This window comes from Roseateles sp. GW821-FHT09G03, assembly GCF_059416045.1.
The window spans coordinates 299,890-317,595 of record NZ_JBWKOK010000004.1 but is presented as its reverse complement, the minus strand read 5'-3'; the positions used below and the strand labels follow the sequence as shown (position 1 = coordinate 317,595).

General features: G+C 66.4%; 19 protein-coding genes. 11 read left to right on the top strand and 8 right to left on the bottom strand.

Going from position 1 to position 17,706, the window contains the following annotated elements; all coding sequences use genetic code 11:
• Nucleotides 1–103: 103 nt before the first annotated feature.
• Nucleotides 104–940 (top strand): hypothetical protein, encoded by an 837-nt coding sequence (locus tag AC07OZ_RS16895; RefSeq protein WP_495468253.1) that lies wholly within the window; start codon nucleotides 104–106, stop codon nucleotides 938–940.
• 202 nt (nucleotides 941–1,142) lie between these two features.
• The gene (locus tag AC07OZ_RS16890) at nucleotides 1,143–1,394 is read left to right on the top strand and encodes a hypothetical protein (protein WP_495468252.1); all 252 of its coding nucleotides are present in this window, start codon (nucleotides 1,143–1,145) and stop codon (nucleotides 1,392–1,394) included.
• An 88-nt stretch (nucleotides 1,395–1,482) separates the two neighbouring features.
• Here AC07OZ_RS16890 and AC07OZ_RS16885 read toward each other — a convergent pair whose 3' ends face one another.
• Nucleotides 1,483–3,168: an electron transfer flavoprotein-ubiquinone oxidoreductase gene (locus AC07OZ_RS16885; RefSeq protein WP_495468547.1), complete on the bottom strand. Its 1,686-nt coding sequence runs from the start codon at nucleotides 3,166–3,168 to the stop codon at nucleotides 1,483–1,485.
• A 257-nt stretch (nucleotides 3,169–3,425) separates the two neighbouring features.
• Between AC07OZ_RS16885 and AC07OZ_RS16880 the strand changes: the two genes are divergently transcribed.
• The 3 genes from AC07OZ_RS16880 (at nucleotide 3,426) to AC07OZ_RS16870 (ending at nucleotide 5,455) form a co-directional block, all read left to right on the top strand.
• Entirely contained in the window at nucleotides 3,426–3,827 is a 402-nt protein-coding gene (locus AC07OZ_RS16880) for an OsmC family protein (RefSeq protein ID WP_495468251.1), read from the top strand.
• Between the two features lie 178 nt (nucleotides 3,828–4,005).
• Nucleotides 4,006–4,788, top strand: coding sequence for an SDR family oxidoreductase (locus AC07OZ_RS16875; protein WP_495468250.1), 783 nt, complete (start codon nucleotides 4,006–4,008; stop codon nucleotides 4,786–4,788).
• A 16-nt stretch (nucleotides 4,789–4,804) separates the two neighbouring features.
• A complete protein-coding gene (locus AC07OZ_RS16870) occupies nucleotides 4,805–5,455 on the top strand; it encodes a YceH family protein (RefSeq protein WP_495468249.1) in 651 nt (216 codons plus the stop codon).
• 81 nt (nucleotides 5,456–5,536) lie between these two features.
• On the opposite strand, the gene AC07OZ_RS16865 is transcribed toward AC07OZ_RS16870, so the two are convergent.
• Complete coding sequence (locus AC07OZ_RS16865) at nucleotides 5,537–6,310, bottom strand: SDR family NAD(P)-dependent oxidoreductase (RefSeq protein ID WP_495468248.1); 774 nt, start codon at nucleotides 6,308–6,310, stop codon at nucleotides 5,537–5,539.
• A 154-nt stretch (nucleotides 6,311–6,464) separates the two neighbouring features.
• Here AC07OZ_RS16865 and gcvA point away from each other — a divergent pair, with 154 nt between their 5' ends.
• Nucleotides 6,465–7,403, top strand: a complete 939-nt coding sequence (gene gcvA / locus AC07OZ_RS16860; protein ID WP_495468247.1) for a transcriptional regulator GcvA — start codon at nucleotides 6,465–6,467, stop codon at nucleotides 7,401–7,403.
• Here gcvA and AC07OZ_RS16855 read toward each other — a convergent pair.
• The 6 genes from AC07OZ_RS16855 to AC07OZ_RS16830 all read right to left on the bottom strand — a co-directional run bounded on the left by AC07OZ_RS16855 (nucleotide 7,366) and on the right by AC07OZ_RS16830 (nucleotide 13,165).
• Entirely contained in the window at nucleotides 7,366–8,166 is an 801-nt protein-coding gene (locus AC07OZ_RS16855; RefSeq protein ID WP_495468246.1) for an enoyl-CoA hydratase/isomerase family protein, read from the bottom strand. The two genes, gcvA and AC07OZ_RS16855, sit on opposite strands and share 38 nt — an antisense overlap.
• On the bottom strand, nucleotides 8,163–9,401 hold the full coding sequence (locus tag AC07OZ_RS16850; protein ID WP_495468245.1) for a CaiB/BaiF CoA transferase family protein: 1,239 nt from the start codon (nucleotides 9,399–9,401) through the stop codon (nucleotides 8,163–8,165). The genes AC07OZ_RS16855 and AC07OZ_RS16850 overlap by 4 nt, the downstream gene beginning before the upstream one ends.
• A gap of 11 nt (nucleotides 9,402–9,412) precedes the next feature.
• Nucleotides 9,413–10,396 carry a Bug family tripartite tricarboxylate transporter substrate binding protein gene (locus tag AC07OZ_RS16845; protein WP_495468244.1) on the bottom strand — a complete coding sequence of 328 codons (984 nt, stop codon included), beginning with the start codon at nucleotides 10,394–10,396 and terminating at the stop codon, nucleotides 9,413–9,415.
• A 68-nt stretch (nucleotides 10,397–10,464) separates the two neighbouring features.
• The gene (locus AC07OZ_RS16840; RefSeq protein ID WP_495468243.1) at nucleotides 10,465–11,400 is read right to left on the bottom strand and encodes a LysR family transcriptional regulator; all 936 of its coding nucleotides are present in this window, start codon (nucleotides 11,398–11,400) and stop codon (nucleotides 10,465–10,467) included.
• Complete coding sequence (locus AC07OZ_RS16835; RefSeq protein ID WP_495468242.1) at nucleotides 11,397–12,812, bottom strand: M20/M25/M40 family metallo-hydrolase; 1,416 nt, start codon at nucleotides 12,810–12,812, stop codon at nucleotides 11,397–11,399. The genes AC07OZ_RS16840 and AC07OZ_RS16835 overlap by 4 nt, the downstream gene beginning before the upstream one ends.
• Nucleotides 12,813–12,880: 68 nt before the next feature.
• Nucleotides 12,881–13,165, bottom strand: coding sequence for a hypothetical protein (locus tag AC07OZ_RS16830; RefSeq protein ID WP_495468241.1), 285 nt, complete (start codon nucleotides 13,163–13,165; stop codon nucleotides 12,881–12,883).
• A gap of 467 nt (nucleotides 13,166–13,632) precedes the next feature.
• Here AC07OZ_RS16830 and AC07OZ_RS16825 point away from each other — a divergent pair, with 467 nt between their 5' ends.
• The 5 genes from AC07OZ_RS16825 to AC07OZ_RS16805 all read left to right on the top strand — a co-directional run bounded on the left by AC07OZ_RS16825 (nucleotide 13,633) and on the right by AC07OZ_RS16805 (nucleotide 17,620).
• Nucleotides 13,633–13,842 carry a hypothetical protein gene (locus AC07OZ_RS16825; RefSeq protein WP_495468240.1) on the top strand — a complete coding sequence of 70 codons (210 nt, stop codon included), beginning with the start codon at nucleotides 13,633–13,635 and terminating at the stop codon, nucleotides 13,840–13,842.
• A gap of 162 nt (nucleotides 13,843–14,004) precedes the next feature.
• Nucleotides 14,005–15,216 (top strand): hypothetical protein, encoded by a 1,212-nt coding sequence (locus tag AC07OZ_RS16820; protein WP_495468239.1) that lies wholly within the window; start codon nucleotides 14,005–14,007, stop codon nucleotides 15,214–15,216.
• A 171-nt stretch (nucleotides 15,217–15,387) separates the two neighbouring features.
• The gene (locus AC07OZ_RS16815; RefSeq protein WP_495468238.1) at nucleotides 15,388–16,557 is read left to right on the top strand and encodes an epoxide hydrolase family protein; all 1,170 of its coding nucleotides are present in this window, start codon (nucleotides 15,388–15,390) and stop codon (nucleotides 16,555–16,557) included.
• A gap of 72 nt (nucleotides 16,558–16,629) precedes the next feature.
• Entirely contained in the window at nucleotides 16,630–17,187 is a 558-nt protein-coding gene (locus tag AC07OZ_RS16810; protein WP_495468237.1) for an isochorismatase family protein, read from the top strand.
• A 13-nt stretch (nucleotides 17,188–17,200) separates the two neighbouring features.
• Nucleotides 17,201–17,620 (top strand): acyl-CoA thioesterase, encoded by a 420-nt coding sequence (locus AC07OZ_RS16805; protein ID WP_495468236.1) that lies wholly within the window; start codon nucleotides 17,201–17,203, stop codon nucleotides 17,618–17,620.
• The last annotated feature ends 86 nt before the right edge of the window (nucleotides 17,621–17,706 follow it).

Below are 17,706 nucleotides of genomic sequence, written 5' to 3'. Positions count from 1 at the left end.
GACGGTTCTGGGAGTCGACGGTCGGCTGGCATTGGGCCAATTGATGGCGGCGGGATTTCCTCGCTTCGCAGACGAGACCTGTCGAGCGCTCGATCGCCTCGGCTTGCAGTCGCACCGCCTGCTGCCCTTCCACCTGGCCACATCGGACGGGGACCCGCAATCCGACATCGACCTCGCCATCGACGCCGCCTTCCGTCGCGAGGCCTTCGGTTGGATCGGCATCCACAACCCGGCGACAGGCGAGGGGGCCACGTCGCGCAGTCCGCTGATCGATGCGATCCGGAACGGGGCGACGACCTTGCGGATCGACCGTCAGGATCGAGTGCTTGCCGCGCCTTGCGTGATCTCGGGCAGCGTGCCGATCGGTCCTGCGGAGCAACGCTGGCGCTCGACGCATTCCTGGGACGACTACCGGGAACGCGTGATGAAGCCGCAGCGCCTGCGGATGGCAACCTCCTTTATCGCGACGGCCTTGCCGAACCTGCTTCCGCCTCCGCTCGAGACAGCGGTGCAAGGCCGCGGCATGGTGAAGCTGATGAGCGAATTGGCCGCCGCGCTGATGCCGGAGATGTCCGCCCGCATGACGCCCCGCTGGGATGCGAAAGAGCGTCTGGTGTCGCTGTCGATCCCGTTGGACACGGGTGTCCTGTGCCTGCTGGCGCAACCGAAGCTCTTGTTCGGCGAACAGTGGACGCTGAACGTCAAGATCCTGATCGGCACCGGTCGTGCGGTCGAGAGCGAGGCGCTCTTCCGCATCGTGGCCGACGCCTACGAGATCTTCGAACTGCGCCTGGAACACGGCGTCGGCCTGTACCGGCAAGGGCTGGGTCGCGACGCGTTCATCGAGGCGCTGAGCTACTACCTGACCGTGCTGGAAGTATGTGGCGTGGCGTGCACGAGCTTGGCGCAGCCGCTGGGCGAAATCTTGACGGGCGCGTGAGCGCCGAAGTGTTCGCAGTCCCGCCTGGCGTTCCTGTCCCTCGTTCTTCTGAACAAGCAAGCACTCACGGGGTCAGGTCTTGCCTGATAGTGCTCAGCCTGCCAGCTAGGACTTCCCCGAACACGCCCAGCAACTTTGGGTCAGTGATCTTCAACTGACGTCGCCGTAGCCTTGCTCCTCGAAATCAGCAAGGACAGGATGCATGGCAGGCAAGGTTCGGGATCGTTCACCCAAGCGACTATGGAAGACGCTTCCACTCCGTTGCGCTTGGCTGATCTTCGCCAACGCGTTCGTGACCTGGGTGCTGTTTGAGGGCAAGAACCCGCGAGTCTTCTTCGCAGTGAGCGGTGCCAGTTGTGCTGTGCTCGTCCTCGAAGCCTTGATCGTGACGTGGCGGCAACGACGATTGGACGGTCGCAAGGTCCATGGCGAAAACGATCGGATTCGATCCTGAACCGAAGACGCGTCGACCAGAAGCACGAAGGCCCGCTGCAAGCGGGCCTTCTCTTCGTCGGGAGAGGCGGTTTTGAAGCCGCCTTCGATCACATGCTCACATAGTTCGGCCCGCCGCCGCCTTCCGGCGTGACCCAGACGATGTTCTGCGTCGGGTCCTTGATGTCGCAGGTCTTGCAGTGCACGCAGTTCTGCGCGTTGATCTGCAGGCGCTCGACGTTGTCGTCGGTCTTCACGAACTCGTAGACGCCGGCCGGGCAGTAGCGGGCTTCCGGACCCGCGTACTTCGCCAGGTTGACCTGCACCGGCACGCTGTTGTCCTTCAGCGTCAGATGGGCCGGCTGGTTCTCCTCATGGTTCGTGTTGGACACGAACACCGACGACAACCGGTCGAAGGTCAGCTTGCCATCCGGCTTCGGATACTCGATCTTCGGCATCTCCGACGCGGGACGCAGGAACACGTGATCGGGCTTGTCGCGGTGCAGCGTCCACGGCGGGCTCTTGATGCCCAGCTTGGGCAGCAGCCATTGCTCGATGCCCGTCATCAGCGAGCCGACGATCGTGCCCTTCTTGAACCAGGTCTTGAAGTTGCGCGATTGATCCAGCTCCTCGCGCAGCCAGCTCTTCTCGAAGGCCGCCGGGTAGGCGCTCAACTCGTCGAACGAACGGCCCGCGGCCAGCGCCTCGGCGATGGCGTCGGCGCACATCATCCCGGACTTGATCGCGGCATGGCTGCCCTTGATGCGCGCGGCGTTCAGGTAGCCGGCGTCGTCGCCGACCAGCGCGCCGCCCGGGAAGACCTGCTTGGGCAGGCTCAGCAGGCCGCCGGCGGTGATCGCGCGGGCGCCGTAGCCCAGGCGCTTGCCGCCTTCGATGTGCTTGCGGATCGCGGGGTGCGTCTTCCAGCGCTGCATTTCCTCGAAGGGCGACAGCCACGGGTTCTGGTAGTCGAGGCCGACCACGAAGCCCAGCGTCACCTTGTTGCCTTCGAGGTGGTACAGGAAGCCGCCGCCGTAGGTCGAGTTGTCCATCGGCCAGCCGGCCGTGTGCACCACCAGGCCGGGCTGCGCCTTGTCGGCCGGCACTTCCCACAGCTCCTTGATGCCGATGCCGTAGGTCTGCGGATCCTTGCCGGCGTCGAGCTGGTACTTCGCGATCAGCTGCTTGCCCAGGTGGCCGCGCGCGCCCTCCGCGAAGATCGTGTACTTGCCGTGCAGCTCCATGCCGAGCTGGAAGCCCTCGTGCGGTTCGCCGTCCTTGCCGAGGCCGACGTTGCCCGTCGCGACGCCCTTCACGCGACCCTGCTCGTCGTAGACGACCTCGGCGGCGGCGAAGCCGGCGAAGATCTCCACGCCCAGCGCCTCGGCCTGCTGCGCCAGCCACTTCGTGACGTTGCCCAGCGAGATGACGTAGTTGCCGTGGTTGTGGAAGCAGCGGGGGATCAGCGCCTGCGGCGTGTCGGTGTGGCCGGACTCGCTCAGGAACAACACCTGGTCGCCGGTGACCGGCTGGCTCAGCGGCGCGCCGAGCTCCTTCCAGTTGGGGAACAACTCGGTGATCGCGCGCGGGTCCATGACCGCGCCGGACAGGATGTGCGCGCCGGCCTCCGAGCCCTTCTCGAGCACCACCACCGAGATCTCCTGGCCCTTCTCCGCGGCGATCTGCTTGAGCCGGATCGCGGTCGCGAGGCCGGCGGGGCCGCCGCCGACGACGACCACGTCGTAGTCCATGCTGTCGCGCGGACCGTACTGGGCGATGAGTTCTTCGGAGGTCATGGTCATCCTTGCTCGTTCTAGTCGGAGTCCTGGCCGTGCACGCGCGGATCGGCGGGGGCCGGCTCGCTGTCTGGCTGGGGCGGTTTGCGGCGCATTCTAGCCGCGTGATCTGAAAAAAGAACGGTCGTGCTATTTATGAAATAGAGAGGCGGGTCGACAGCGCGATGTCCGTCCGGGTCGACCCGAAGGAGGCTCCGCCGTCATCGGCACGCGCGCGTACCATGGCCGCGATTCAATCTCCCTGACGGAACAGTCCCATGACCCTCCACATCCAACGCGACAAGACCGGTCCGATGCGCCAGACGGTGAGCATCCGCAACCATGTGCTGACGGCGGACCAGCCGGTGTCGGGCGGCGGCGAAGACGCGGGCCCGGATCCGCACGAGCTCTACGACGCCGCCCTGGGCGCCTGCAAGGCGCTGACGGTGCTCTGGTACGCACAGCGCAAGGGCATGGCGCTGGAGGACGTGCTGGTGGACGTGGAGAGCGACAACTCGCAGGAGCGCCAGGGCGTGTACAAGCTGAAGGCGTCCCTGACCTTCGTCGGCAACCTGAGCGACGAGGAGCGCCAGCAGCTGCTGGCCGTGGCCGAGAAGTGTCCGGTGCACAAGCTGATGACGCAGGTGACGACGGAGATCGAGACCGTGATGGCAGGCTGAATCGCGGCGATCCTCTCGCCAGCCATCGGGGCGCCGGCAGCACGCGTCGCGTGCATCCGGCGCGCGATCGGTTCGGCGACGGGCGCTGTCGCGAGAGGATCATCGTGGGGCGGGTCTTGCGTGCTATCGTGATCGGCACCTGTCCGGTCACACGAGAAGTTTTGCGAGAGACCTTGCCATGAGCTACAGCATCGATCTGGAGGGCCGAGTGGCCCTCGTCACGGGCGCGTCCAGCGGATTGGGCGCGCAGTTCGCCAAGACCCTGGCGAAGTCGGGCGCCTGCGTGGTGCTGGCGGCCAGACGCGTGGACCGCCTGAAGGATTTGCGCGCGGAGATCGAGGCCGGCGGCGGCGACGCGCACGTGGTGCAGATGGACGTCACCGACCTGGAGAGCATCGCCGCGGCGGTGGCGCGGGCGGAGACGGAAGTCGGCACGCTGGACATCCTGATCAACAACTCCGGCGTCAGCACGACGCAGCGGCTGGTCGACGTGTCGCCGGAGGATTTCGACTTCGTGATGGACACGAACGTGCGCGGCGCGTTCTTCGTCGCGCAGGAAGTGGGCAAGCGCATGCTGGCGCGGGCGCGCGGCGCGGCGCCGGGCACCTACACGGGCGGGCGCATCGTCAACATCGCGTCGATGGCGGGGTTGCGGGTACTGTCGCAGATCGGCGTCTATGCGATGAGCAAGGCGGCCGTCATCCACATGACCAAGGCGATGGCGCTGGAGTGGGGCAAGTTCGACATCAACGTCAACGCCATCTGCCCCGGCTACATCGACACGGAGATCAACCACCACCACTGGCAGACCGACCAGGGACGCAAATTGGTGGAGCTGCTGCCGCGCAAGCGCGTGGGCACGCCGCAGGACCTGGACACGACGCTGCTGATGCTGTGTGCGAAGGAGAGCCGCTTCATCAACGGCGCGATCATCCAGGCGGACGACGGATTCGGAGTTTGAGGAAAGAAGCGAGCCGATGGCTGTGAGAGAACTGAGCGCGCTGGAAGCGCGCGTGCTGGCGGTGCTGGTGGAGAAGGAGTCCACGGTGCCGGACAGCTACCCGATGTCGCTGAACAGCCTGACCTTGGGCGTGAACCAGAAGACCGCGCGCGATCCGGTGATGAACGCGAGCGAGTCGGATGTGGCCGCGGTGCTGGACGAGTTGAAGGCGATGAGCCTGGTCAACACGGTGAGCGGCAGCCGCGTGGCGCGTTTCGAGCACAACATGAAGCGGGTGCTGGGCGTGCCGGGGCAGGCGGAGGCGCTGCTGACAGTGCTGATCTTGCGCGGTCCGCAGACCTCGGCGGAATTGCGGCTGAACTGCGAACGTATCCACCGCTTTGCGGATGTGTCGTCGGTGGAGGGATTCCTCGACGAACTCGCGGCGCGCGAACCGGCGCTGGCGGTGAAGCTGGCGAAGGCGCCCGGCGCGCGCGAGGCGCGATGGGCGCATCTGCTGAGCGGTGAGCCGGCGGTGCCGGTGTACGTGGCGTCGGCGTCCTCTTCCGGCTCAAGCTCGTCATCCAACAGCGCGCGCGACGAAGAGATCGCCGCGCTGCGCGCCGAGGTGGATCAACTGAAGGCGATCGTCGCCCGCATCCAATCGGAACTCGGTATTTCCGACTGACGGCGCCACCCTTCTTACTCCCTCTCCCGCTTGCGGGAGAGGGTAGGGTGAGGGCCGGCGGCGGTGGAAGTACCGAAGCCTTCAGTTCCTTCCCGCCATCACCCCGCCGTCCACATCCCACACCGCGCCAGTGACCCAGCCGGCCTTGTCCGACAACAGGAAGGCAATGGTCTCGGCCACATCCTGCGGCGTCCCGATGCGCCCGATCGGATGGAAGCCGTTGAAGCCCTGCAGCGCGCCGTGGATCTCGTCTTTCGGGATGAAACCTTCATAGATCGGCGTCTGCACGACGGCCGGGGACACCGCGTTGACGCGGATGCCCTTGGGCGCCAGCTCCATCGCGAGGTGTTGCGTGAGCGCATGCAGTCCCGCCTTGGCCATCGAGTACGCCGACGACGGCGTTGCCGCGATGGCCTGCTTGGCCCACATCGATCCGATGTTGACGATCGCGCCCGGACGTCCCGCGGCGACCAGATCGGCGGCGACCTTCTGCGTGACGAAGAAGAACGCCTTGTTCAACGCCATGTACTGGTCGTAGTCGGCATCGCCGTGCTCGAGGAAGGGCTTGGGGAAGAACACCCCGGCGGCGTTGACGAGCAGATCGATGTCGCGGTGCTGCGTGTCGATGGCCGCGATCAACGCGGCACGACCCTCGTCGCTCGTGAGATCCGACGTCAGCGCAGCCACCGGTCCCAGCGCCGCCAGCTCCCGGCGCGCGCTCTCAGTCTTATCCGGCCGATGCCCGACGATCACGGCACTGCCGCCGCCCGCGAGCACTACGCGCGCCGTCTCCAGTCCCATTCCGCTGGTGCCGCCGACGACCAGCAGCTTCTTGCCGTTGAATGATTGGCTCATGAAGTCTCTCCATCCGCACGCGGGCGGAATCGTGTGAACGAAGCGATCAGGAAGAAAAACTTGGCCGACCGCGCGTGGAGAGAATTCTTTGATTAATGCACCATGAGGGCAAATCAGATAATGTGTCTCTGACAGATAGAAAAACTTTTCCGTCATGAAGTCTCTTGCCCATCTGAACGCCCTGCGGGCCTTCGAGGCCAGCGCACGGCATCAGAGCTTCTCTGTGGCTGCCGAAGAGCTCCACGTCACGCCAGCGGCGGTGGGACAGCTCGTGCGGACGCTGGAGGACTGGCTCGGCACGCCGCTGTTCGTGCGCGGCAGCGCGGGCCGCGCTCGTCTTGTTCCGACCGAGACGGCGGAGCGCGCGCTTCCCGACATCCGCTTGGGCCTGGATCGCTTGGCCTCGGGCCTGGCACGGCTCAAGGAAGACACGACCGGCGGCGTGCTGACGGTGACGGTCAGCCCGGCCTTCGCGTCGAAATGGCTGCTGCCGCGCATCGATCGTTTCCAGACCGCGTGGCCCGACCTGGACGTGCGCCTGGACACCAGCCTCAAGCCCGTGGACTTCGCGGCACAGCGGATCGATGTCGGCGTGCGTTACGGCAAGGGCTCATGGCCAGGGCTTTCGGCGGAGCACCTGATGGATGAGGACGTGTTCCCCGTGCGTTCACCGATGCTGTCGCGTGAGCGGGGGCGACTCCGCAAGCCCGCCGACTTGGCGAACGAGACCTTGATCCATGATCTCTCGATGGACACCGACGCCGGCTTTCCTTCATGGGCGGCCTGGCTGCGCACGGCGGGGGCGAACGAGGTGTCCGCCAAACGCGGCATGAAGATCAACAGTTCCGCCGCCGTGCTGCAGGCCGCGATCGACGGACACGGCGTGGCGCTTGCGCGCAGCGTGATGGCGCGCGACGACATCGATGCCGGACGTCTGGTGCGGCTTTTCCCGGAGATCGCCTTCGAGTCGGAACTCGCCTACTTCGTTGTCTATCGCCGAGAGTGCGCGGCGCTGCCGAAGGTGGCGGCGTTCCGGGCGTGGCTCATGGCGGAGGTCATTCCCCGCGCCACGCCGGCTTCCTCCGCTCGGTGAACGCTCCCACGCCCTCGCGGAAGTCCGCGCTGCCGTAGCACTGCCGGATCAGGTCGTCGACGTCGGGCAGGTTGCTTGACGTGAGGCGTCGCAGGATCTCCTTGCTGACCGCCTGCGTCACCGGCGCCAGCGGGCTCAAGCGCTCGCAGAGCGCATCCCGCGCAGCGTCCAGCTCGCCCGCGGCGCAGACCGCCTGCAGATAGCCGCACGCGAGCGCCTCGTCCGCGAGGATCGACTCGGCGAGCAGCAGCATGCGCCGCACGCGCTGCTGCCCCCACGCGGCCTGCAGGCGCGCGACGTTGGCGGCTGAGAGCGTGTTGCCCAAGGTCTTCGCGATGGGCACGGCGAACTTGGCATCCGTCGTCGCGATGCGGAAGTCGCAAGCCGTCGCGATCGCCAGCCCGCCGCCGACTGCCCAGCCTTCGATCACCGCGACCGTCGGCATCGGCAGTTGCTCGATGAGCTGGATGCCGTGGTCGATACGCTGCTCGTAGGCGACGCCGTCGTCTCCGCCGAGTGCGCCGTCCCGGAACGCGAGGAACTGCGCGATGTCCGTGCCAGCGACGAACGCCTGGCCGCCCGTGCCGCGGAACACGACGACGCGGATCTCCCGATCCTGCGCGAGCGCTTCGCAGTGACTCGCGAGCTGCCCGTACATCTCCCATGTCATCGCATTGCGCGCCTCGGGCCGGTCGAAGGTGATCGTGGCGATTGAGCCTTCGCGGCTCAATCGGGTGGTGCCTTGGCTTGTGCTCTCGCTCATGCGCTCGCCTTCGCGCGCTTCTCCCCGAAGGCGCCGGCGTCTGCAAGCGCGCGCAGTTCCGTCGCTCCGATCCCGTACTCCGCCATCACCTCGTCGATGTGCTGACCCAGCAGCGGCGGCGGATGCCGCACTTCCTGCGGCGTGCCCAGCAGCTTTACCGCGAAGCCGATGTTGGGCACGCTGCCTTCGTTCGGATGCTCGATCTCGATGCGCATCTTGCGGTGCTTGCCATGCTCGCTGTTGAACGCCTGCGGGTAGGTGAGGATCGGACCCGCGGGAATGCCAGCAGCGAGCATCCGGTCGATCCAGTGCTCGGTGGTGTCCTGCGCGAAGCTGCGTTCCAGCGACTCGATGAGCTCTTCGCGATTCGCGAGCCGCAAGGCCACGGAGCCGAAGCGCTCCTCCGCCAGCAGATCGGGACGCTCCAGCAGCGTGCAGAGCTTCGTCCACAGTTTCTGATTCGTCGCGCCCATCACGAAGTAGCCATCCGACGCCTTCACCGCCTGGTACGGCGCGCTCATGCGGTTGGAGGTTCCCAGCGGCGTCGGTTCACGCCCGGTGCCCCAGTACTCGCAGGTGTCCCACACCGAGAACGCCAGCGCCGAATCGAACAGCGACGCATCCACGTACTGGCCGCGCCCGGTGGCCTTCGCGCCGATGTACGCGGACAGCGCGCCGTAGACCGCGAACAGCGCGCAGCCGATGTCGGCCACCGGCACGCCAGCCTTCACCGGCGGCCCGTCGGCATACCCGGTCACGCTCATCACGCCCGACATCGCCTGCGCCATCAGGTCGAAGCCCGGCCGTTCCGACCACGGCCCCGACTGGCCGAAACCCGAGATGCTCACGTAGACCAGCGCCGGATTGATCGCGCTCAGCGTCTCGTAGTCCATGCCCAGCCGCTTCATCGCGCCGGGCCGGTAGTTCTCGATGAGGATGTCCGCCTCCTTGGCCATGCGGTGCAGCACCTGCTTGCCGGCCTCGGACTTCAGGTCCAGCGTCACGCTGCGCTTGTTGCGGTTCATGTTGAGGAAGCCCATGCTGTCGGGCCCCTTCATCTTGAATCCCATGGCGCCGCGCGTCTGGTCGCCCTCGGGCGGCTCGATCTTCACGACGTCGGCGCCGAGGTCGGCCAGCAGCATGCAGGCATACGGGCCGGCCATGACCTGGCTGATGTCGAGGACGCGTACGCCCTTGAGCGGCAACGGCCGCGTGGATCCAGTCGATGCAGTCATCGGTACTCCCTTCAGGCTTCGACGCGGACGTTCGCGTCCTTCACGACCTTCGCCCATTTCGTGCACTCGGCCTGGATGTAGGCGCCGAACTTCTCGCTGCTGCCGCCGGCGTCTTCCGCGCCGAATTCATCGAGCTTCGCGGCGATCTCGGGCAACGCGAGAACCTTGTTCACGTCCTGGTTCATGCGCAGGACCATCTCGGCGGGCATGCCCTTGGGACCGACCAGGCCGTACCACGACGCCGCGTCCAGGCCGGGGCAACCGGACTCCGCCAGCGTGGGGACGTTGGGGTAGCTCCGTGCGCGCTTGATCCGTGTCTGCGCGATCGCCGTGACCTTGCCCTGCTTGATGAACGGCGTGGCCGCGGTCATCGTGTCGAAGGCGAAGTCGATCTGGCCGCCCATCAGGTCGACCAGCAGCGCGGACGATCCCTTGTAGGGCACGTGCGTGGCCTTGACTTTGGTGGCCAGCATGAACATCTCGAGGGCCAGGTGTTGCGCCGAGCCGATGCCCGACGAGCCGAAGGAGACCTGGCCCGGCCTGCTGCGGCAGAGCTCGACGATCTCCGGCACCGTGCGCACCTTCTGCGTGTCCACGCAGGTCAGCACGTTGGGCGTGACGCCGACCATGACGATGGGCGAGAAGTCGCGGCGCGGGTCGTACTTGACGTTGGGCATCAGCGCCGGCGCGATGGCGTTGCTGTTGACGTGGGCCATCAGCAGGGTGGTGCCGTCCGCGGGCTGCTTGGCCACGTAGTCCGCGGCGATGACGCCGGTGGCGCCGGGCTTGTTCTCGACCAGCACCTGCGTGCCCCACATGACACTGAGCTTCTGCGCGAGCACGCGCGCCAGCACGTCGGTGCCGCCGCCGGCGGCGAAGCCGACGATGATCCGCACGGGCGTGGTGGGCAGCGGGGCCGCGCGCAGGGCGGTGGGCGTGAGCGCGGGCAGGGCGAGGGCGCCTATCCCGGCGCAGGTGAAGGTTCTGCGGCGCATCGTTGTCTCCGTCGTTGTCGTTGGTCTGTGGGGACGACTATTGAGCAACGAGGGGCCGCCGGCCATCGCTAATTCGGCGGAGCAGGTTTCGTGAAATTCGTACGCGCGAAGACTTCGGCGACGCTCACCGCCGCCGGCGAGAGGCTCGCGGCGGGGCGGCAGCACAGCACGAACTGGCGCAGCGCCCAGGGCTCGTGGATCTCCACCCGCAGGAAGCGGGCGTCGCCCGCGACGGTCTTCGCGACGGCCTTGGGCATGACGCCGACGCCGAGTCCCTGTGCGATCAACGCCGCGATGCTGTCGAAGCCGCCGACGCGCATGCGCATGCGCAGCAGGCGTCCGGACTCGTTGGCGAGTTTCTCGAGCAACGCGGAGATGGCGGAGCCTTCACCGAGTCCGATGACGTCGCAGGAGAGGATGTTGTCCAAGGTCGCGGGCGCGTGCGAGAACAGCGCATGACCGCGCGGTGCGACCAGCACGAGTTCATCGCCGCGATACGGCATCGTCGGCAGGTCGACGGCTCCGAGCGAGGCTTCGAAGATGCCGATGTCGGCGGTGCCGCGCGTGAGCGCCTGCTGGACGTTGAGGCTGTTCATCTCCTGCAGGTCGATGCTCACGCCGGGGCACGCGGCGGCGCAGCGCTCGATGTCGGCGGGGACGAACTGCAGCACGGCCGACTTCGGCGCAGCGAGGCGGACCACGCCCTGCGCACCGCCGACGAAGGACGCGGCGTCGTCCTGCATGCGCAGCACGGTGTGGGTGATGTTGCGGGCGTGGGCCAGCATCGCGCGGCCCGCGTCGGTCAGCGCCATGCCGTGCGGGCGCCGCAGGAACAGCGGCAGACCGAACTGCGCTTCGAGCTCGGCGATGCGCCGAGACGCTGCGGCCGGAGCGATGTGCAGGCGCTCCGCGGCGCGCGTGACACTGCCGAGCTCGGCCGTGGCGATGAACAGGTGCACCGTCGTGAGGTCGAAGTGCGGGCGTGCGGGGAGCTTCAGCGTCATGAGGCGAGTTTCTTCCCCAACCGGTACATGAATTCCTGGAAGTCGTTCAGCGATTTCACGCGGATGTGCTCGTTGAGCCCATGCACGCCGCTGGGCTCCACGCCGGAGAAGGTGCCGACGCCGTAGGTCCAGATGCCCGCGTTGTTGAGGAAGCGACCGTCGGTCGTCGCGACCAGCATCGTCGGGATCACCGGCACGCCGGGCCAGAACTCCGCGGCGGTACTCTCGACCGCTTGGATCACGAGCGGCGACATGGGCGGCTGCGGCGAGGCCAGCGCCTCGTTGGTGGCGCGCACCGTGATGCGCTCATCGGCCATCACCTTCACGAGCGTCTGCCGCACCTCCTCGGCCGGCTGGCCCGGCAGGATGCGGCAGTTCACCGTGGCGCGGGCGCGCTGCGGCAGGGCATTCGTCGCGTGACCGGCATCGACCATCGTCGCCACGCAGGTCGTGCGCACGCTCGAGTTGTAGACCGGCGACTTGGCCCACAGCCGCTCCAGCGCCGCGGTGTCGGTCGGCTTCGCGAGCAGGCCGCGCAGGTCGGTGGCGATGTCCTTGTTGCCGTCGAGCTGGGCGACGCGTTCGAAGTAGGCGCGGGTCGTGTCGTTGAACTGGATGGGGAAGTCGAACTTCGACAGCCGCGCCAGACCTTCGGCGAGCCGGTAGATGGCGTTGTCCCGCACGGGGACGGCGCTGTGTCCGCCGGGGTGCGTCACTTCGAGCTCGTAGCCGACGAAGACCTTCTCGCCGATCTGCAGGCTGTAGGAGACCGGTCGCTCGTCCTTGTCGAGCGTCCCGCCGCCGCCCTCGTTGAGCGCGAGCTCGGCGTCGATCAGTGCGCGGTGGTGCTTGAGCAGGTAGTCCAGGCCGTCCCACTTCGACGGGATGATCTCCTCGTCGCAGGTGAGCGCCATGATGATGTCGCGCTTGGGGACGAGCTTCTCTTCCTTGTAGCGGATCAGGTTGCTCACATGCGTGGCGACCTGCGACTTGTCGTCGGAGGTGCCGCGGCCGTAGTAGACGCCGTTCTCCTCGATGAGCTTGAAGGGATCGCGCGTCCAGTCCTCGCGCTTCGCTTCGACGACGTCGAGGTGCGCGACCAGCAGCAGCGGGCGCTTCTCGCCGCTGCCCTTCAGGCGCACGACGAGGTTGCCCTTCGTCGGCGCGTCGGGCGGGACGATGACCTGCATGTCGGCGTCGGCGTAGCCCGCCTGCTTGAGGCGCCGGGCCATCGCCTCCGCGGCGACGGTGCAACTGCCCGAGGAGTTCGTCGTGTTGGTCTCGACGAGCTCCTTGAAGATCTCGTGGAAGCGGCGCAGCTCGCGCGCCGGCGTCGCGTCCGTGGCGAGCGCGGCGGCGTGGGGAATCAGGATCGCGAGCGCGACGGCGAGCGTCGACCAGGCACGGGTCATGAGCGTCTCCCTTCGGTGGTGGCGCGCGAAGGATACGCCCGCGCCCGACCCGGAGACGCCAGGTCTTGTCAGTGGAAGATGCCGACCGCCAGCTCCGCCCACACGAGCAGGAAGACGACCAGGATCGCGGCGCCGGCCCACCCGCGGCGACGCCGGTCGGCGGTGAGACGCACGGCCCCTTCGAACGCGCCACAAGCCGCGGCGAGCATGGCGCCGAACACGAGGAAGTCGGCCAGGTCCCAGCGGACTTCGGCGGTGACCTGCATGGCCGCCCAGGGCAGCATGAGCAGGAGCAGCGCGCCGCCCCAGAGGGCAAGGCGCCACGACGGAGATCGGCGGGTGGAAGGGTTCATCGGCGGCTCCTCGGTGCGGGACGCACGGTCACGTGCGCGGTGATGAGGAGCATGAAGGCTGGCGGTGAAGTGACCGTGAAGTTGAGACGTGACACGGGTCGCGATGGCGACGATCCGCGTCGTGTCCACCAACTTGACGATGCGAGCTGTGCCCCGACCTAGTAAAAGGCGTACACGGAGGCGCATCGGGCCTCCAGGGAGTAGGCCATGCATTCCCAGCGTCTCACGAACGCGCTGCTTGTCGTCGTCGCAACGCTTCTCGTCTTGCTTCTGCTACAGGGCAACGGCGCTTTTTCTATTGCACCCGCGCATGCAGCCGGCAATCGGATGGATGTCCAGGCCGTTCAACTGAAGGGCTGTCAGAAGTCGCAAGACCAGCCTGGCGTGTGCATGCTCACAGACGTTCTGGTAGACCGCTATGGTCGACTCGTGACCGTGCCCTCACCCGCGTCAGCCGTAGGGCGGTAATGGTCACCGCCACCATTCGCAACGCCTCGACGGGGCAGATCCTGGGCGACTTGCCCTTTGTCGAGTTGCCCCGCCGCGGCGAGTACCTCGTGCTGAAAGGCGGGCTTCCTTGGCTCGTCACCGCGGTGATGCACGCCTGGGACGCGAGCGGACAACCGCGCATAGGCGTCGACATCACGCCGCCCGCACCGCCGCCGGTGCATGCATAGCGTATGGCCGAACCAAAGGCCGCCGACGCAAGAACAGATGAGGCCCCAGCGACGACGGCAGGCAGCTCAGACCCGGCTGAGACTGGACCGTCTCCTGGGGCTTCCAAGCTTGATCCAGCCCTGCGGGTGCCGCTTCGTCTGAGGAGGGCGCCCTCATATCGGGTGCCGAAGAAGGCGAAGAAGATTCGAGTGGCCGAGGCCGTCGAGACAGGAGTAGAAGGCCTTCTGACATTCCTCCAACGGCTCTTCAGCACCACGCTCCGAGTTGCAACTCGGCCGCGCCGAGGCATCCGCGAGTTGCTCGCCGATCGCAGGCGCGAGCGACCCAGGTTCGTGCTGCCACTGACCTACTTGGCGGTTGGCATCTTCCTTCTATCTCTGCTCGGGCAGACCGCAGGACCGAATCCACTGGATTGGGTCTGGTTCGCCGAGGAAATTGGCCTCAAGGTCACTGATGCACTTAGAAAAGAGTTCTCGCTCGCTTCAGTTGTCGCCCAAGCGGTTCCGGGGATGGTCGTCGTACTCTTGTTGGCGGGCGTCGCTCACCTGCTGGCCCGACCGTGGACGATATCGGCGCGCCTGGTGATGCCAAGCCTCGCCTATGCGCTTGGAACCCAGTTCATCATCCTGTTCGTCTTGGTCTTCAGCCTGGTCGCGCTGAGCTACTGGCTGGAGTGGTGGAATCCCACTGGAATTCCAGCGCAGGTCGCGGCTCCAGTCGTCATCGTGACCGCTGCCGGCCTCGCGATCGGACTGCTCGCGGGAGCCTTCATTTGTCCACTCCTTTTTGTCCTGCGTAGCCTCCGCATTCGAGGGCCTACGTCGGGACTGACTCGGGTACGCAAGATTGCTTTCAGGTCCTGGCTGATCTTGTGCGCGCTGGTGGGATTTGTTCTTGTTCTCCACGGCGCCAGAGCTCCCACAAGACTCATCAGCCTTGCAAAAGGTTCAACGGCGCCGACTCTGAGCGTTGAATCGGTAAAGGCCGAAAAGCAGGAAAGCGTGCTCGCGATACACGCCGATATCCTGTTCACCAATCGCTCGGACCAGGCGTTGTCTTGGCTTACCAGGCGGCTGACGTTCCGCGCAGCGGCAGGTCCGGCTGCGTCGGATGACCCGAAATGCGAGAAGGGTTGGGTGACCCTGACTATCGACGCGGTTAGAGATGGGCAAGGGCACCCGGCGCCGTTTCTGGAGGTCGCGGCCAAGCAGTCGGCGTTCGTGGCGGTGACGGCGCATACGTCCATCTCCAGCGATGACGCCGCGGCACTCGTCAAGACGCCAGAGTGGCGGCTTGCGCTTGAAGCAATCACCTCTGCGGAGGGGGCGACTGCGCCCTGCTTGGGAGCGACCGTTACTGGCGTTCCACCCTGAGCGCTTGGGCTTGGGGGCGGCGTCAGGTCTTGCTACGAGAGTCGTTGCTGACCCTTGAAGTCGCGGATCTCAGTATCGACTGCAGCTTGAGCATCCCAATCCCTTCGGCGAAGCCAGCGGCATCGGCATCACAATCAGCTTGCCACTTCGTGGTGCTGGCTCGGAGATCCCATGCACGTTGTTCCGTTCAAGATCCATGTCCCCGAAGACCGCCTGACCGATCTGCGCGAGCGACTGTCTCGCGTTCGCTGGCCCGCGTCGCTGGACGAGGCAGGCTGGTCGGACGGAACGTCGCTCGCTTTCATGCAGCGCCTCGTGACGCATTGGCGCGATCACTTCAACTGGCGCCAGCAAGAGGAGCGGCTGAACACGCTCAGCCACTTCATGGCCACAGTCGACGGCGCCGACGTGCACTACATCCATCAGAAGAGCGCCTCCGCGAACGCATTCCCGCTGGTGCTGACGCACGGCTGGCCTGGCTCCGTCGTGGAGATGACGGACATCGTCGGCCTGCTCACTGACCCGGCCGCGCACGGCGCCGATCCTACCGATGCGTTCCATGTTGTCGTGCCTTCACTGCCTGGCTACGGCTTCTCTCCCGCGCCCAAGACCGCCGGCGTCGGCTCGCGCGAGATCGCGGGTTTGTGGCACGGCCTGATGCAAGGCCTCGGATACGAGCGCTTCGGCGCGCAGGGCGGTGACATCGGCGCGGGTGTGTCGACATGGCTCGCGCGACGCTTCCCGGAGGACGTCGTCGGCATCCATCTGAACTACATCCCAGGCGGTTTCCGGCCGCATGTCGACGAGCAGACTGCGCCCGTCACGGACGAGGAACGCGCCTTCCAGACGATGGCAGCCGGCTGGTACGCGGAGGAGGGCGCATACGCCGCATTGCAAGGCACCAAGCCGCAGACGCTGGCGTATTCGCTGGCGGACTCGCCCGTGGGCCTGGCGGCGTGGATCGCCGAGAAGTTCCGCTCGTGGAGCGATTGCGGCGGCGACCTCGAGAGCGTGGTGACCATGGACGAGCTGCTCACCGACATCTCGCTGTACTGGTTCAACGACAGCATCACGGCGTCGCTGCGGCTCTACAAGGAGAACCGCGCGCGACCGCATGTCTTCGAGCCCGGCGAGCGCGTGATGCCGCCGATGGGCATGGCGCTGTTCCCGAAGGAGCTGCCGACGCCGCCGCGCTCGTGGGTGGAACGCGCGTATGACGTGAAGCGATGGGAAGTGATGCCGCGTGGCGGGCACTTCGCGGCATTGGAGCAACCCGAGCTGATGGCCGCCGAGATCCGCGCGTTCTTCCGTCCGCTGCGCGCGCGACTGAAGCAAGGATGACTGGCATGGGACGCGGACTGCGATTCCAATGGTGCTGGACGGCGTGCTGACGAAGCTTCCTGGAGACAACCGATGATTGAACTCTCAGCCAAGACCACCGCGTTGGTCCTTGTCGATCTTCAGCGAGGCATCCTGAGCCTGTCGTTGGCGCCATGGACCGGGCAGCAGGTGTTTGATCGAGGCCTCCAGTTGGCATCGCGACTCCGCTCCGCCGGCGGCCAGGTCGTCCGCGTGAAAGTCGACTTTGGCGACAAGGGCCATCTCTCGCCGCCAGGACTCGTGGACCAGCCGTCTTCGTCCGTGCGGCCGGCCGACTTCTCGCAGTTCCCCGACGAGCCCTTGCCCGCCGAAGACGTCGTCGTGACCAAGCGCCATTGGGGGAGCTTCCACGGCACGTCCCTCGATCTGGAACTGCGGCGACGCGGCATCAAGACCGTTGTCGTGGCCGGGATCGCCACGAACATGGGCGTGGAGTCGACGGTCCGGAGTGCTCACGAGCACGGCTACGACGTCGTCGTGGCCTCCGACGCGACCACCGCGTTTTCCACCGCGATGAACGACTTCGCGTTCCAGCACATCTTCCCGCGCATCAGCCGGGTGGCGTCGTGCGACGAGCTCACCTTCCTCTGAACCGGTCAGGCGCATGCGATTCGAACTCCCCGACGACAAGAAGCTCGTCCATGAAACCCGCATCCAGATCCGCTGGGGCGACATGGACGCGATGGGTCATGTGAACAACACGGTCTACTTCCGCTACCTCGAGATCGTGCGCGTGGAGTGGCTGGACAGCCTCGGTCATCCGCCGAGCCCCGATGGCCAGGGGCCGGTGATCGTCAACGCGTTCTGCAACTTCCACCGGCAGCTCGCGTATCCAGGCGAGATCCTGGCGAAGCACTACGTCTCCAATCCGGGCCGCTCGAGCTTCGACACGTGGATCACACTGGAGCGGCTCGACGAACCTGGCGTCATCTACGCCTCGGGCGGTGCGACGACCGTGTGGCAGGACGCCACCATCCAGAAGTCGGTGCCGTTGCCGGAGTGGTTGAGGCGGCACCTCGAGTGACGGCAATCGTGGACGGTTGAAGGGGCCAGCGCTGGCGGATGCGCACGCACTCGTTGACACGGTAAACGTCATCGTTTACAACGCAG